A 14505-nucleotide genomic window follows, 5' to 3' on the forward strand; every position below is an offset into this window, starting at 1 on the left:
TGATGCGTTCAGGGGGGAATGAACTACTTGTAGCGGGCGGACCGGAGCTTTTCCGGGCCACGACCGGCCGACAAGTCCTTGAGCCACACCACCTTGGCTGGGTGCGTAGGCTCCCCTGCTGGCGGGTTTGCCACCCAGGGAGGCGCACTGCGCCCATTGCGTTCCAAATAGGCCTCGATCAGTTCCAGCTCTGCGCGGCTCAAACCACGCAGTTCCAACTCAACAGGCCGCTCATCACGCAATCGGCCTGCTGTTCTCGCCGCATCCAATGCACGACCCAATCGGTCGATCAGTCCTTCGTAGATATCCGGTTTCGATACGATTCGCTGCGATTCAACCATCCCCTCACCTCATTGAAGATATGACTCACTCCCCAATAAACAGCGTAGCCCCCATGGCTGCCCCTGCCTGCCGCCGCGACAGACGGCCCTGCGTGCGCAATCAGGGTTTCCCTCGATAGAGTGGGGTCATGTATGCTACGGCGCTTCCTGTAACTCCACTTCCCGCAGGGTTTGGGCACGGACGCGCCGCTTTTTGGTGTCGATCAACCTGAACGTTGCACCGAAGAGGATTAGGCCACCCCTATTCAGTTCAAAAGTAGCCATGCACGAACAATATCAGCCCCGTGAAATAGAAAACGCCGCCCAAACCTTCTGGGACGAGCAAAAGTCCTTTGAAGTCAGTGAACAGCCAGGCAAGGAGACTTTCTATTGCCTATCGATGTTCCCTTACCCCAGCGGCAAGCTACACATGGGGCACGTGCGCAACTACACCATCGGTGACGTGATTTCCCGCTACCAGCGCATGCAAGGCAAGAACGTCCTGCAACCCATGGGTTGGGACGCCTTCGGCATGCCGGCGGAAAACGCCGCGATGAAAAACAACGTGGCCCCTGCCAAGTGGACCTACGAAAACATCGCCTACATGAAGAACCAGCTGCGCAGCCTGGGCTTGGCGGTGGATTGGTCCCGCGAAGTGACCACCTGCAAGCCGGACTACTACCGCTGGGAACAATGGCTGTTCACTCGCCTGTTCGAAAAAGGCGTGATCTACAAAAAGAGCGGCACCGTGAACTGGGACCCGATCGACCAGACCGTGTTGGCCAACGAACAGGTGATCGACGGTCGCGGCTGGCGCTCCGGCGCGCTGATCGAAAAGCGCGAAATCCCGATGTACTACTTCAAGATCACCGCCTACGCGGATGAACTCTTGTCGAGCCTCGACGACCTGCCGGGCTGGCCTGAACAGGTCAAGACCATGCAACGCAACTGGATCGGCAAGTCCAAGGGCATGGAAGTGCAGTTCCCGTACAACGTCGATTCGATCGGCGCAGCGGGCGCGCTCAAAGTGTTTACTACCCGTCCAGATACCCTGATGGGCGCGACTTACGTCGCCGTGGCCGCCGAACACCCGCTGGCCACCCAGGCAGCCCAGAACAACCCTGAGCTGCAGGCGTTCATCGCCGAATGCAAAGGCGGCAGCGTGGCCGAAGCCGACGTCGCCACCCAGGAGAAAAAAGGCCTGCCGACTGGGCTGTTCGTCGAGCACCCACTCACCGGTGAAAAGCTGCCGGTCTGGGTCGCCAACTATGTGCTGATGCACTACGGTGATGGCGCCGTAATGGCTGTGCCGGCCCACGACGAGCGCGATTTCGAATTCGCCACCAAGTACAGCCTGCCGATCAAATCCGTGGTGCGCACCAGCTCGGGCGACACCAACCCGGCCCCGTGGCAAGACGCCTACGGCGAGCACGGTGAACTGATCAACTCCGGCGAATTTGATGGCCTGGACTTCCAGGGCGCGTTCGACGCGATCGAAGTCGCGCTGATCAAGAAGAACCTCGGCGCCTCGCGCACCCAGTTCCGCCTGCGCGACTGGGGCATCAGCCGCCAGCGCTACTGGGGCTGCCCGATCCCGATCATCCACTGCGAAAGCTGCGGCGATGTGCCGGTACCGGAAGACCAACTGCCGGTCGTGTTGCCGGAAGACGTGGTGCCGGATGGCGCCGGCTCGCCATTGGCGCGCATGCCTGAGTTCTACGAATGCAGTTGCCCGAAATGCGGCCAGCCTGCCAAGCGTGAAACCGACACCATGGACACCTTCGTCGAGTCCTCGTGGTACTACGCACGCTACGCCTCGCCGCACTATGAAGGCGGCCTGGTCGAAAAATCCGCGGCCGACCATTGGCTGCCGGTGGACCAGTACATCGGCGGTATCGAACACGCCATCCTTCACCTGCTGTACGCGCGCTTCTTCCACAAGCTGATGCGCGACGAAGGCCTGGTGAGTTCGGATGAGCCGTTCAAGAACCTGCTGACCCAAGGCATGGTGGTCGCCGAGACTTACTACCGCCGTGAAGCCAACGGCGCCTACACCTGGTTCAACCCGGCCGACGTCGAGCTTGAGCGCGACAGCAAAGCCAAGGTCATCAGCGCCAAGCTGATCGCCGACGGCCTGCCGGTGGAAATCGGTGGCACCGAGAAGATGGCCAAGTCGAAAAACAACGGCGTTGACCCACAGTCAATGATCGACCAGTTCGGCGCCGACACCTGCCGCCTGTTCATGATGTTCGCCTCGCCGCCTGACATGAGCGCCGAATGGTCCGACTCTGGCGTCGAAGGCTCGCACCGTTTCCTCAAGCGCGTCTGGCGCCTGGCGCATGCCCACATCAGCCAGGGCTTGCCGGGCAAACTGGACGTAGCGGCGTTGAGCGACGAGCAGAAACTCATTCGCCGCAGCACCCACCTGGCCATCAAGCAAGCCAGCCAGGACGTGGGCCAGCACCACAAATTCAACACCGCCATCGCCCAGGTGATGACGCTGATGAACGTGCTGGAAAAAGCGCCGCAAGCCACTGAACAGGATCGCGCGCTGGTACAGGAAGGCCTGGAAACGGTCACACTGCTGCTGGCCCCGATCACGCCGCACATCAGCCACGACTTGTGGAACCGCCTGGGCCACAACGGTGCCGTCATCGACGCGCGCTGGCCGGTACAGGATGAAAGCGCCCTGGTACAGGACACGCTGCAACTGGTGATCCAGGTCAACGGTAAACTGCGTGGCCAGATCGACATGCCGGCCAGTGCCAGCCGCGAAGACGTCGAAGCGGCTGCCCGCATCAACGAAAACGTGCTGCGTTTTACCGAAGGCCTGACGATCCGCAAAGTGATCGTAGTGCCTGGCAAACTGGTCAATATCGTCGCTAGCTAATCGGATCGGGCGCAGGGCTTGAGCCCTGCGCCGAACAAAGCCTTCAGGGCCTCGATAAGGCCCACATGGTTTCAAGGGGAGCAACAAAATGATCAAACGCAATTTGCTGGTTATGGGCCTTGCCGTGCTGCTGAGCGCTTGCGGCTTCCAGCTGCGCGGTACCGGCACCCACGAAATGGCGATCAAGGAACTGGACGTCAGTGCCCGCGACGCCTACAGCGAAACAGTGACCCAGCTGCGTCAGGTCCTGGAAAACAGTGGCGTTCACGTCTACACCGGCGCGACCTACAAGCTGTTCCTGGCCAATGAAAAACAAACCCAGCGCAACCTCAGCTATGCCAGCGCCGGGCGTGCCTCCGATATCGAACTGAGCACCGTGCTCAGCTTTGAGGTCCAGGGCCGCGACCACCTGCCATTGATGGGTGACGACATCCAGATCCAGAAAATCGTGAGCCACGACGGCAACAACCTGGTGGGTTCGGACTCCGAAATCAACCAGGTGCGCAAGGAGATGCGTCGCGAGTTGGTCCAGCGCATGGTGCTGCGCCTCTCGATGATCACCCCGGAACAACTTGAGACCTTGCAGCAACAAGCTGACAACAAGGCCAAGGCCGAAGCCGACGCGCTGAAAGCCGCCAAAGAGTACGAAGACAACACGCCGAAACAATCGCCTGTTGAAGTACCTGTCGAGTAAGCCAGACGGGGCGCCCCACGCGCCCCGTTTAACCTGCCTATGAAACTCGCCCCCGCTCAACTCGCCAAACACCTGCAAGGTGGCCTTGCGCCTGTCTACATCGTCAGCGGTGATGACCCGCTGCTGTGCCAGGAAGCCGCCGACGCCATCCGCACCGCTGCACGCCAGCAAGGTTTCGATGAACGCCAGGTCTTCAGCGCCGACGCCAGTTTCGACTGGGGCACGTTGCTGCAAGCCGGCGCGAGCATGTCGCTGTTTGCCGAAAAGCGCCTGCTGGAACTGCGCCTGCCTTCGGGCAAGCCAGGGGATAAGGGTGCCGCCGCCTTCATTGAGTACTGTTCACGACCTGCCGAAGACACGGTCTTGTTGATCAGCCTGCCCAAGCTTGACGGCAGCGCGCAGAAAACCAAGTGGGGCAAGGCTCTGGTTGAAGGGGCTCAGACCCAGTTCATCCAGATCTGGCCAGTGGACAGCAACCAGTTGCCGCAATGGATTCGCCAACGCCTGTCCCAATCGGGGCTGTCGGCGACCCAGGATGCGGTGGAGCTGATCGCCGCCCGGGTCGAAGGCAACTTGCTTGCCGCCGCCCAAGAGATCGAAAAGCTCAAGCTGATGGCCGAAGACGGGCAAATCACCGTTGAGACCGTCCAGGGCGCCGTGGCCGACAGTGCACGCTTTGATGTGTTCGGGCTGGTGGATGCCATCCTCAATGGCGAACCCGCCCATGCCCTGCGCATGCTTGAAGGCTTGCGCGGCGAAGGTGTGGAGCCGCCGGTGATTCTCTGGGCCCTGGCCCGGGAACTGCGGGTGCTGGCCAACATCGCCCTGCAATACAGCCAGGGCACGCCGTTGGACAAAGCGTTCAGCCAAGCCCGGCCACCGGTCTGGGACAAGCGCAAACCCTTGATGAGCAAGGCCCTGCAACGACACTCGGCACAACGCTGGGCGCAGCTTTTGCTGGAAGCGCAGCGCATTGATGCGCAGATCAAGGGCCAGGCGGCCGGCTCGCCGTGGATGAGCTTGAGCCGGTTGTCGTTGTTGATGGCCGGCCAGCGCCTGACACTGCCTGCTGAGTAACCATTTTTAAGAACAACGCAAAACCAATGTGGGAGCGGCGGTTCGACGGTTCGACTTGCTCGCGAATGCGGTGTATCAGTCACCTGATTTATTGACTGGTACACCGCATTCGCGAGCAAGCCCGCTCCCACAGTTTGACTGTGCACACCTTCAGATTTCGAGGTTTCCTACACATCGCCGGGCTTTACAGCAGCACAACTTCGGCAGATGATCTGCACCGCTTCATCCCACCTATCAAGAGTACAAACCATGAGCAAAAAGCCATCCAGGCATGGCCCCAACAAGGCCAAATCCATCATCGCCCAGCCACTGTTCCGCAGCCGTCAGGAACGCGCCGGCAAGGGCAAAGGCAGCTACCGCCGCGAAGCCTTCCAGTCTAATAGCTGGGAGGCTTCTTACTTTCTGGCTGCCTGAAGGCAAGCGCCCCTCTGGCATGATAAGGTCTGCACCTGATTTGTAATCTCTGGACCTGTGCATGCCCTCTAGTCTTCCCCGTCGTTGGCACCTTCGCCAACTGATCGCTGCCTCCAGCCTCATTCTGCTAGTCGCCTGCGCGGAGAAACCGACCGCCGCCGACGCTCAACCACTGCCAAAGTTACAGACCGCCCCCGTGGTAGCGCCCGCTGTCGTGGCCCCGCTGGCTGTGGACAATCTTGATATCCAACCGACCCAGACCTTTGCCGAATGGCAGGCTGGCTTTCGCGTGCAAGCCCTGCAGGCCGGCATCACCGAAGCCGTGTTTGACAACGCATTCGCCAACGTCACCCCTGATATGGCGGTAATCCGCGCCGACCGCAGCCAGCCGGAATTTTCCCGCCCCGTGTGGGAATACCTCGACGGCGCCCTCTCGCCTGTACGCGTGCGTAATGGCCAGGCATTGTTGATCAAGTACGCCGATATCCTGCAAAGCATCGAGCAACGTTATGGCGTCGACCGTCAGGCGTTGGTGTCGGTGTGGGGCATGGAAAGCAATTTCGGCCAGTTCCAGGGCAATAACTCGGTGATTCGCTCCCTGGCGACGCTGGCCTATGAAGGCCGTCGCCCAGCATTCGCCCAGGCGCAACTGCTGGCGGCGCTGCAGATCATCCAGCATGGCGACATCCAGGCCGACCAGATGAAAGGCTCCTGGGCCGGCGCCATGGGCCAGACCCAATTTATCCCGACCACCTACAACACCCACGCCGTCGACTTCGATGGCGACGGTCGCCGCGACATCTGGAACAGCCCATCGGACGCCCTCGCCTCCACCGCACACTACCTGCAAAGCTCCGGCTGGCAGAAAGGCCAGCCGTGGGGCTTTGAGGTGAAACAACTGCCGGCGAACTTCGATTACGCCCTGGCCGATGGTGGCATTCGCAAGACGGTCGCCGAATGGCTGAAACTCGGTATCCAACTGCCGCCGGGCGCCAGCATGCCGCCCAACGTCGACCAACTGTCCGCCGCCCTGCTGCTGCCGGCGGGCTACCGTGGCCCGGCGTTCCTGGTGCTGGATAACTTCCGCGCAATCCTCAAGTACAACAACTCGTCGTCCTACGCGCTGGCGGTTGGCCTGTTGTCGGAAAGGTTCGGTGGCGGTGGTGTGATTCGTGGTGACTGGCCGAAGGATGAGCTGCCGTTGAGCCGCTCCCAGCGTATCGATTTGCAGACAGCGCTGAGTGCCAACGGTTATGACGCGGGCAACCCGGACGGGATCATTGGCGCCAATACGCGCAAGGCGATTCGTGCGGCGCAGCAAGCGCTGGGCTGGCCGGCGGATGGGTATCCGACGGTGAAGCTGCTGGAATCGTTGCAGAACCGGTAGATCTGCTTATGGCTACTACCGCTTTCGCGAGCAAGCCCGCTCCCACATTTAACCGCGTACACCCTTTGGAATACGGTCGAATGTGGGAGCTGGCTTGCCTGCGAAGACGGCTTCACAGGCAACAACTATCTAACGACTACATCCTGCTCCAACACCACCCTCTTCTCCCCCGCATCCAGCCTGACCAACGCGCCCATCGGCAACGTCAGGTTCGGATCACAATGCCCACTGCGCCAGCCGGACAATACCGGAATGCACAGCGGTTCAAAGGTCTGCTTGAGCAGCCGCTCCAACGCATCCTTGTCCACACCCGCCACATCCCCCACCAGCACACCCGCAACCTGGGCCAGCTTGCCCGCCAGGCGCAGGTGCGTGAGCAGACGGTCGATGCGGTAGATCGGCTCGTTGACGTCTTCGATAAACAAGATGATGCCCTCGGCATCCATCTCGTAGGGCGTGCCCATGACAGCCGCGATCATCGACAGGTTGCCGCCGAGCAAACGCCCACAGGCGATGCCCGGTTCAATCGTCGTCAGCGGGTAAGCCACCGGGTGCATCAACTCGCTACCAGTACTCAGTTGGCCGCGCAGCAGGCTGAACAGCGAGGATTCGGTGGGCTGTTGCTTATCGCCCAGCAGATCGGCATTGAGCATCGGCCCGTGGAAGGTCACGAAGCCGGCGTAGCGGCTGATCGCCAGGTGTAGAGCGGTGATGTCGCTATAACCTACGAACGGCTTGGGATTGGCGCGTAGCAGGTCGAAATCCAGGCTATCAAGCAGACGCGGCGTGCCGTAGCCGCCGCGCAGGCAGAAGATGGCGTCGATTTCAGGGTCGGCGAAGGCTTTATGGAGATCGTTGAGGCGGACTGTATCGCTGCCGGCCAGGTAGCCGTCGCGCTCATAGACGCCAGGAAGGATTCGCAGGTCGTAGCCGCGGGCGCGCATCCATTGGCCGGCCTTTTCGACGTCCAGCGTGGCGGGGCCGGCGGGGGCGATCAGGGCGATGGTGCCCTCTGGGCGCAAGGCAGGTACGGCAATGCTCATCCACAATTCTCCTTGGCTGACGCGAAACGAAATGTGGGAGCGGGCTTGCTCGCGAAAGCGCAGTGTCAGTCAATAAATCAGGTGACTGAAACACCGCCTTCGCGAGCAAGCCCGCTCCCACATTGGATCAGCGGTGTTGCCCAAATCTGTATTACGAAACCAGGCTAGCCTTGACCAGCTTGGCTTGCTCGTCCGCATGGTACGACGAACGCACCAGCGGCCCCGACGCGACGTTCTTGAAGCCCATCTTGTAACCTTCCTCGGCGAACCAGGCGAAGGTGTCCGGGTGCACGAAACGCTGCACCGGCAAGTGGCTGCGGGACGGTTGCAGGTACTGGCCCAGGGTCAGCATGTCGATGTCGTGTTCGCGCATGCGCTGCATGACTTCGATCACTTCTTCGTCGGTCTCGCCCAGGCCCAGCATCAGGCCGGATTTGGTCGGGATGTGCGGCATCATTTGCTTGAATTTCTGCAGCAGGGTCAGCGACCACTGGTAGTCCGAACCCGGGCGCGCGGCCTTGTACAGGCGCGGCACGGTTTCCAGGTTGTGGTTGAACACATCCGGCGGCTCGGCAGCGGTGATTTCCAGCGCCACGTCCATACGGCCACGGTAGTCCGGCACCAGGGTTTCGAGCATGACGTTTGGCGACAACTTGCGGATTTCGCGGATGCAGTCGGCAAAGTGCTGGGCACCGCCGTCACGCAGGTCGTCGCGGTCAACCGAGGTGATCACCACGTACTTGAGCTTAAGGTCGGCAATGGCAATGGCCAGGCTTTCCGGCTCGTTGACGTCCAGTGGCTTCGGACGGCCGTGGCCCACGTCGCAGAACGGGCAACGACGGGTGCAGATGTCACCCATGATCATGAAGGTGGCGGTGCCGCCAGAGAAGCACTCGCCCAGGTTCGGGCAGGAGGCTTCTTCGCACACGCTGTGCAGCTTGTGTTTGCGCAGCAGGGCCTTGATACGGTCGACTTCCGGCGAAACCGGGATGCGCACGCGGATCCAGTCAGGCTTCTTCGGCAGTTCGGTGGTCGGAATGATCTTCACCGGGATGCGTGCAACCTTCTCGGCGCCGCGCAGCTTGACGCCGGCTTCCACCTTGGCACGCGGGGCCGGGGCCGCACGGTCGGTAACGTCCACCGTCGGGATCATGGTTTGCACTGCATCAGTAGTCATAATCAGTCGATTCCGCCCGTAAGGGTCGTCTGCTCAGCATAGTCGAGGTGTTTGACGAGCTGCTCACGCAGCCGGGCACTTACCTCGGCAAATTTAATCGGTGTGGCGTGGTCGCTCAATTGGGTCATCGCCAGCCCGGCGTAGCCGCACGGGTTGATCCGTCGAAACGGCGCCAGGTCCATGTCCACATTCAGGGCCAGGCCATGAAAGGAGCAACCGTGGCGAATTCGCAAACCGAGGGACGCGATTTTCGCGCCATCCACATACACACCGGGTGCATCGGGCTTGGCCGCAGCGGTCACGCCGTAACTGGCCAACAGCTCGATCAGGCAAGCCTCCATGCGGCTCACCAGGTCGCGTACGCCAAAGCCAAGCTTGCGTACGTCCAGCAGCAGATAAGCCACCAGCTGACCGGGACCATGGTAAGTCACTTGGCCACCTCGGTCGACCTGCACCACCGGAATATCCCCCGGCAGCAGCAAGTGCTCGGCCTTGCCGGCTTGGCCCTGGGTGAACACCGGCGGGTGCTCCACCAGCCAGATTTCATCCGGGGCCGAGCTGCCGCGCTCATTGGTGAAGCGCTGCATGGCGTGCCAGACGGGCTCGTAGTCCATCCGGCCGAGCTCGCGAAAGCCCAGGACCTGTGACATCACAACACCATGTGCACGAAGCCAGTGGCCCGCAGTTCACTGTTGATGTCGTAGAGCTGGTCTTGACCGGTCGCAACGATGTGCAACTGGATCGTGGTGTATTTGCCTGTGGAGCTGGAACGCTCGTCCACACGCTGGTCATTGATCGTCGCGTGCTTGCGCACAATCTCGAGGATCAAGTCTTTGCGGCCTACGCCGGTGTCGCTGATGATCTTGATGGGATAGTCCACCACCGGGAATTCGATCTTTGGCGCCTTTACTTCGGTATCGGTCATGGCGTAACGGCCTCGTAAGCGTAAGCCTTGGCGACAACAAAGCCCCGCGTCGGATCAACGCGGGGCTTTGCAGATGCACACTATCAGTTGAACAAGCCGTAGAAGAATAGACGGATGCTATCCCACACGCGGCGGAAGATACCACCTTCGTCGACGGCGTCCAGGGCGATCAGGTCGGCGCTGTGCACCACCTTGTCGTCCAGCTTCACTTCGACTTTACCGATCACATCGCCCTTGGCGATTGGCGCAACCAATTGCGGGTTCATGGTCATGCTGGCAGCGAGCTTTTTCAGCTGGCCTTTAGGCATGGTCAGGGTCAGGTCTTCAGCCAGGCCGGCCTTGACTTGGGAGGTAGCGCCCTTCCAAACCGGCGCGGTCGCCAGCTCAGCACCCTTCTGGTAGAAGGTCTGGGTTTCGAAGAAGCGGAAACCGTAGGTCAGCAGTTTTTGCGTCTCGGCCGCACGGGCCTGCTCGCTGTTGGTGCCGAAGACCACGGCGATCAGGCGTTGGCCGTCACGTACAGCAGACGACACCATGCAGTAGCCGGCTTCGTCAGTGTGGCCGGTTTTCAGACCGTCAACGGTCTTGTCGCGCCACAGCAGCAGGTTGCGGTTAGGTTGCTTGATGTTGTTCCAGTAGAACTCTTTCTGGGAGTAGATCGCGTAGTGCACCGGGTCGACACGAATGATCGCGCGCGCCAGGATCGCCATGTCGTGGGCCGACGAGTAGTGCTCTGGGTTCGGCAGGCCGGTCGGGTTCATGAAGTGGCTGTTGGTCATGCCCAGGTCAGTCACCGTCTTGTTCATCATGTCGGCGAACGCGTCTTCGCTGCCGGCGATGTGCTCGGCCAGGGCGACGCTGGCGTCGTTACCGGACTGGATGATGATGCCGTGCAGCAGGTCGCTCACAGTCACCTGCGAACCGACCTTGATGAACATCCGCGAGCCGCCGGTACGCCAGGCGTTTTCGCTGACGGTCACCGGATCGTTCTCGCCGATCTGGCCGCGACGGATTTCCAGGGTCGCGATGTAGGCGGTCATCAGTTTGGTCAGGCTGGCCGGTGGCAGGCGCTGGTCACCGTTGCTCTCGACCAGCACGTTGCCACTGGCGGCATCCATGAGAACCCAGGACTTGGCGGCCAGTTGCGGGGAAGCCGGCACCATTTCAACGGCCCAGGCGGCCGGGGTGATGATCAGCGAAAGAAGCAGGCACGTGCGTTTGGCTAAGGTGGTGATGTTCATCCGTCTCTCGAAATTGCTTATGGAAACTTGCCCTCGCGGGCAAAACTTATTCAGACAGCCCGTTGCCAGACTGTCGCGTATTCGGTTGCCCGCTCACCCCTTGCCCCTGGGTTTTTATTGTCAAACGAGCCAACAACCACAGCCCTGACCCGCGCACGAGCCAGAACCATCAATTCTCTATTATTCGGCGGTAACCACACTGGGTTGCCCCAGGTTGGCCATGCGCACGCTGTTCTGAACTTGCGCGACTTCGCTCGGCGAGCCTATCGGCCCCATCCGTACGCGATGCAGGGTCTGCTGGTTACGCACGATGGAGCTGATGAACACCGGCGCGTTGACCATGCCGCTCAGCTTGGACCTTAACAGTTCTGCCGCATCCGGGTTGGCGAAAGCGCCGACCTGCAGGTATTGCCCGCCCGCTGCGGCAGCGCCTGGCGCAGCCCTGGGTACGACGACGGTGTCCGGAGCATGCTGCTGCGGCGGCGGCGTCCACTGCTCGATCTTGCCCGTTGAGGCAGTCACTTGCGGTTGCTGGGTTTGCGGTTCATTGAGCATCAACGGCGCTGGCTTGCCACGCTGGGCCCAATACTGCGCAGGGTCGATACCTTCGACTTTCACACGCGCGGTACCGGTTTCGGCGTAGCCGAGTTTCTTCGCGGCGGCGTAGGACAAGTCGATGATGCGGTCCGAATAGAACGGCCCGCGGTCGTTGACCCGCAGGATCACCGTGCGGTTGTTGTCCAGGTTGGTCACGCGTACATAGCTGGGCAGCGGCAGGGTCTTGTGGGCCGCGCTCATGCCGTACAGGTCATACACTTCGCCGTTGGCGGTGTTCTGGCCATGGAATTTGGTGCCATACCAGGACGCTGTACCCGATTGGACGTACGTCTTGGATTCCTGCAGCGGGAAGTAATTCTTGCCCAGCACGGTATACGGGTTGGCCTTGTAAGGCCCGGTGTGCAGGGTCGGCGTGGCGTCCGGGATCTTCGATACATCGACGTCCCACCACGGCGCGCCGTCTTTGTGTGCGCGGTTGATGTCCAGGCCCGGCTGGGCACGGACGACTGCGCCGCCGGACTTTTGCGCCGGCGCGCGGCTGTTGGTGGTGGAACAACTGACGACCAGCAGGGACAACGCGGCGAACGCCACCAGCTTGAGCGGTTGATTGAACGGCGATGCCCGCATTACTTGTTGCCCCGTGCTTGGACCAGCATGTCTGACAGCTGATGCACGGCCATGGCGTACATCACACTGCGGTTATAACGCGTGATTGCGTAGAAATTCTTCAGGCCCATCCAGTATTCCGGACCGTTTTCGCCTTCAAGGCGGAACGCCGTGACCGGCATATCAGCAGGCAGCGCATTCTGACTCGACCAGCCCAGCGCCTGCAACTCCCCGACCGTCTTGGCCGGCTCAATGCCTTGGGTCAGGCCTTCGTCGGCGCGGTCCCCCGTGACATCGGCGCGGATCACCACCGGTTCGCCGCCCACCCAGCCATGACGCTTGAAGTAGCTGGCCACACTGCCGATGGCATCGTCCGGATTGCTCCAGATATTGATATGCCCATCGCCGTCAAAGTCCACGGCATAGGCGCGGAAGCTGCTCGGCATGAACTGCGGCAAGCCCATCGCCCCCGCGTAGGAACCTTTGAGGCTCAGCGGGTCGACCTGCTCTTCGCGGGCCAGCAGCAGGAATTCGCGCAGCTCCTTGCGGAAGAAGTCGGCGCGCGGCGGGTAATCGAAGCCCAGGGTCGACAAGGCGTCGATCACCCGGTAACTGCCGGTATTGCGCCCGTAAAAGGTTTCGATGCCAATGATCGCGACAATGACCTGGGCCGGCACACCGTATTCCTGCTCGGCGCGGGCCAGCACTGCCTCATGCTGACGCCAGAAGTCCACACCCCGCGCCACGCGGGCGTCGGTGAGGAACATCGGGCGATATTCCTTCCACTGCTTCACGCGTTCGGCAGGGCGAGAAATGGCGTCGAGGATCGCCTGTTTTTTCTGGGCCTCGCGGAACACGCCCATCAGTTGCTCACCGGCGAAACCATAGTCGCGGGTCATTTCACCGACAAACTCGGCGACCTGGGGTGAACCATCGTAGTCACCGGCCTGCGCCTCTTGCGTTGCGCCCAGCAGCCCAATCAGGCCCATCCAGGACGCATGCCGAGTCGCCCAGCCGCGCATTACTTGCATTGACATCTTCACCTTATTCAAACCTGTGCGATCCATTTGCGATGCGTATGAATCGACATCAAAACCCCAAACGCTGACATCAATGTCACCAGCGAAGTTCCGCCGTAGCTAATGAACGGCAACGGCACCCCAACCACCGGCAACAGGCCACTGACCATACCGATGTTGACGAAAACGTAAACAAAAAAAGTCATGGTCAGGGCGCCGGCCAGCAATTTGCCGAACAACGTCTGCGCCTGCGCGGTGATCACCAGGCCGCGACCAATCAACAGCAAATAGATCAGCAGCAGCGCGCAAATGCCCACCAGGCCGAACTCTTCGCCCATTACCGCAATGATGAAGTCGGTGTGGCTCTCGGGCAAAAAGTCCAAGTGCGATTGGGTGCCCAGCAACCACCCCTTACCAAATACGCCGCCGGAACCGATGGCGGCCTTCGACTGGATGATGTTCCAACCGGTGCCGAGCGGGTCGCTTTCAGGGTCGAGGAAGGTCAGGATTCGCTGCTTCTGGTAGTCATGCATAAAGAAGAACCACATGGCCACGGCCACGGGCACGGCGGCAGCCAGCACGCTGAGGATCCAGCGCCAGCGCAAGCCGCCCATGAACAGCACGAAGGCACCGCCCGCCAGGATCAGCAGCGAGGTGCCGAGGTCGGGCTGGCGCACGATCAGCACAAACGGCACGCCAATCAGGATCAGGCTGATCCCCACGTGTTTGAGCTGCGGCGGCAAGGTGCGCTTGGACAAGTACCAGGCGATGGTCGCGGGCATCAGAATCTTCATGAATTCCGACGGCTGGAAGCGAATCACCCCCGGAATGTTGATCCAGCGCGTCGCGCCCATGGCGTTGTGGCCCATCACGTCCACTACCACCAGCAACAGCACCCCGGCGACGTAGCCCAGCGGCACCCAACGCGCCATGAACCGTGGCTCAAGCTGGGCAATCACGACCATCGACAACAGGCCCAGGCCGAACGACGACGCTTGCTTGATCAGCAGGTCCCAGTTCTTGCCGCTGGCCGAGTACAGGACGAACAGGCTGCCCGCTGCCAATGTCAGCAACAGGATCAGCAACGGACCATCAATGTGCATGCGTTGCAGCAACGTCGCACGGCGACGCATCACGTCTTCGCTGGAGAGGAT

Annotated in this window: 14 protein-coding genes; 5 read left to right on the forward strand and 9 right to left on the reverse strand. The window is 61.1% G+C overall.

Annotated elements, in window-relative coordinates; genetic code table 11:
* Nucleotides 1-23: 23 nt before the first annotated feature.
* Nucleotides 24-341 carry a hypothetical protein gene (locus BFP95_RS00600; RefSeq protein ID WP_065873673.1) on the reverse strand — a complete coding sequence of 106 codons (318 nt, stop codon included), beginning with the start codon at nucleotides 339-341 and terminating at the stop codon, nucleotides 24-26.
* A 262-nt stretch (nucleotides 342-603) separates the two neighbouring features.
* Here BFP95_RS00600 and leuS point away from each other — a divergent pair, with 262 nt between their 5' ends.
* The 5 genes from leuS to BFP95_RS00625 all read left to right on the forward strand — a co-directional run bounded on the left by leuS (nucleotide 604) and on the right by BFP95_RS00625 (nucleotide 6782).
* Nucleotides 604-3210 (forward strand): leucine--tRNA ligase, encoded by a 2607-nt coding sequence (gene leuS / locus BFP95_RS00605; protein WP_065873674.1) that lies wholly within the window; start codon nucleotides 604-606, stop codon nucleotides 3208-3210.
* Nucleotides 3211-3298: 88 nt separating this feature from the next.
* Nucleotides 3299-3904: an LPS-assembly lipoprotein LptE gene (lptE, locus tag BFP95_RS00610; RefSeq protein WP_065908948.1), complete on the forward strand. Its 606-nt coding sequence runs from the start codon at nucleotides 3299-3301 to the stop codon at nucleotides 3902-3904.
* A gap of 39 nt (nucleotides 3905-3943) precedes the next feature.
* Nucleotides 3944-4981 carry a DNA polymerase III subunit delta gene (gene holA, locus BFP95_RS00615; protein ID WP_049711379.1) on the forward strand — a complete coding sequence of 346 codons (1038 nt, stop codon included), beginning with the start codon at nucleotides 3944-3946 and terminating at the stop codon, nucleotides 4979-4981.
* 249 nt (nucleotides 4982-5230) lie between these two features.
* Entirely contained in the window at nucleotides 5231-5395 is a 165-nt protein-coding gene (gene arfA, locus BFP95_RS00620) for an alternative ribosome rescue factor ArfA (RefSeq protein WP_065908951.1), read from the forward strand.
* A gap of 61 nt (nucleotides 5396-5456) precedes the next feature.
* Entirely contained in the window at nucleotides 5457-6782 is a 1326-nt protein-coding gene (locus BFP95_RS00625) for a lytic murein transglycosylase (protein ID WP_065873676.1), read from the forward strand.
* 125 nt (nucleotides 6783-6907) lie between these two features.
* Here the strand turns inward: BFP95_RS00625 and BFP95_RS00630 are convergent, their stop codons facing one another.
* The 8 genes from BFP95_RS00630 to rodA form a co-directional block, all read right to left on the reverse strand.
* A complete protein-coding gene (locus BFP95_RS00630) occupies nucleotides 6908-7825 on the reverse strand; it encodes a S66 peptidase family protein (protein ID WP_065873677.1) in 918 nt (305 codons plus the stop codon).
* 151 nt (nucleotides 7826-7976) lie between these two features.
* Complete coding sequence (gene lipA / locus BFP95_RS00635; protein ID WP_162490596.1) at nucleotides 7977-8978, reverse strand: lipoyl synthase; 1002 nt, start codon at nucleotides 8976-8978, stop codon at nucleotides 7977-7979.
* Nucleotides 8979-9004: 26 nt separating this feature from the next.
* Nucleotides 9005-9652, reverse strand: a complete 648-nt coding sequence (gene lipB / locus BFP95_RS00640) for a lipoyl(octanoyl) transferase LipB (RefSeq protein ID WP_065891171.1) — start codon at nucleotides 9650-9652, stop codon at nucleotides 9005-9007.
* A complete protein-coding gene (locus tag BFP95_RS00645) occupies nucleotides 9652-9927 on the reverse strand; it encodes a DUF493 domain-containing protein (protein WP_065880412.1) in 276 nt (91 codons plus the stop codon). The genes lipB and BFP95_RS00645 overlap by 1 nt, the downstream gene beginning before the upstream one ends.
* A gap of 83 nt (nucleotides 9928-10010) precedes the next feature.
* Entirely contained in the window at nucleotides 10011-11168 is a 1158-nt protein-coding gene (locus tag BFP95_RS00650; RefSeq protein WP_065873680.1) for a D-alanyl-D-alanine carboxypeptidase family protein, read from the reverse strand.
* A gap of 180 nt (nucleotides 11169-11348) precedes the next feature.
* Nucleotides 11349-12353: a septal ring lytic transglycosylase RlpA family protein gene (locus tag BFP95_RS00655; protein ID WP_065873681.1), complete on the reverse strand. Its 1005-nt coding sequence runs from the start codon at nucleotides 12351-12353 to the stop codon at nucleotides 11349-11351.
* Entirely contained in the window at nucleotides 12353-13363 is a 1011-nt protein-coding gene (mltB, locus tag BFP95_RS00660; protein ID WP_065880414.1) for a lytic murein transglycosylase B, read from the reverse strand. Before mltB ends, BFP95_RS00655 begins: the two co-directional genes overlap by 1 nt.
* 17 nt (nucleotides 13364-13380) lie before the next feature.
* Complete coding sequence (gene rodA / locus BFP95_RS00665; RefSeq protein ID WP_049713470.1) at nucleotides 13381-14484, reverse strand: rod shape-determining protein RodA; 1104 nt, start codon at nucleotides 14482-14484, stop codon at nucleotides 13381-13383.
* Nucleotides 14485-14505 lie beyond the last annotated feature (21 nt).

Source organism: Pseudomonas sp. 58 R 12, from assembly GCF_900005865.1.
Classification (GTDB): Bacteria; Pseudomonadota; Gammaproteobacteria; order Pseudomonadales; family Pseudomonadaceae; genus Aquipseudomonas; species Aquipseudomonas tritici.

Excerpts from the sequence above, each read along its gene's own strand:
- BFP95_RS00600 (WP_065873673.1), bottom strand. The coding sequence starts at position 341 with ATGGTTGAATCGCAGCGAATCGTATCGAAACCGGATATCTACGAAGGA.
- leuS (WP_065873674.1), top strand. The coding sequence starts at position 604 with ATGCACGAACAATATCAGCCCCGTGAAATAGAAAACGCCGCCCAAACC.
- lptE (WP_065908948.1), top strand. The coding sequence starts at position 3,299 with ATGATCAAACGCAATTTGCTGGTTATGGGCCTTGCCGTGCTGCTGAGC.
- holA (WP_049711379.1), top strand. The coding sequence starts at position 3,944 with ATGAAACTCGCCCCCGCTCAACTCGCCAAACACCTGCAAGGTGGCCTT.
- arfA (WP_065908951.1), top strand. The coding sequence starts at position 5,231 with ATGAGCAAAAAGCCATCCAGGCATGGCCCCAACAAGGCCAAATCCATC.
- BFP95_RS00625 (WP_065873676.1), top strand. The coding sequence starts at position 5,457 with ATGCCCTCTAGTCTTCCCCGTCGTTGGCACCTTCGCCAACTGATCGCT.
- BFP95_RS00630 (WP_065873677.1), bottom strand. The coding sequence starts at position 7,825 with ATGAGCATTGCCGTACCTGCCTTGCGCCCAGAGGGCACCATCGCCCTG.
- lipA (WP_162490596.1), bottom strand. The coding sequence starts at position 8,978 with ATGATCCCGACGGTGGACGTTACCGACCGTGCGGCCCCGGCCCCGCGT.
- lipB (WP_065891171.1), bottom strand. The coding sequence starts at position 9,652 with ATGTCACAGGTCCTGGGCTTTCGCGAGCTCGGCCGGATGGACTACGAG.
- BFP95_RS00645 (WP_065880412.1), bottom strand. The coding sequence starts at position 9,927 with ATGACCGATACCGAAGTAAAGGCGCCAAAGATCGAATTCCCGGTGGTG.
- BFP95_RS00650 (WP_065873680.1), bottom strand. The coding sequence starts at position 11,168 with ATGAACATCACCACCTTAGCCAAACGCACGTGCCTGCTTCTTTCGCTG.
- BFP95_RS00655 (WP_065873681.1), bottom strand. The coding sequence starts at position 12,353 with ATGCGGGCATCGCCGTTCAATCAACCGCTCAAGCTGGTGGCGTTCGCC.
- mltB (WP_065880414.1), bottom strand. The coding sequence starts at position 13,363 with ATGCAAGTAATGCGCGGCTGGGCGACTCGGCATGCGTCCTGGATGGGC.
- rodA (WP_049713470.1), bottom strand. The coding sequence starts at position 14,484 with ATGCGTCGCCGTGCGACGTTGCTGCAACGCATGCACATTGATGGTCCG.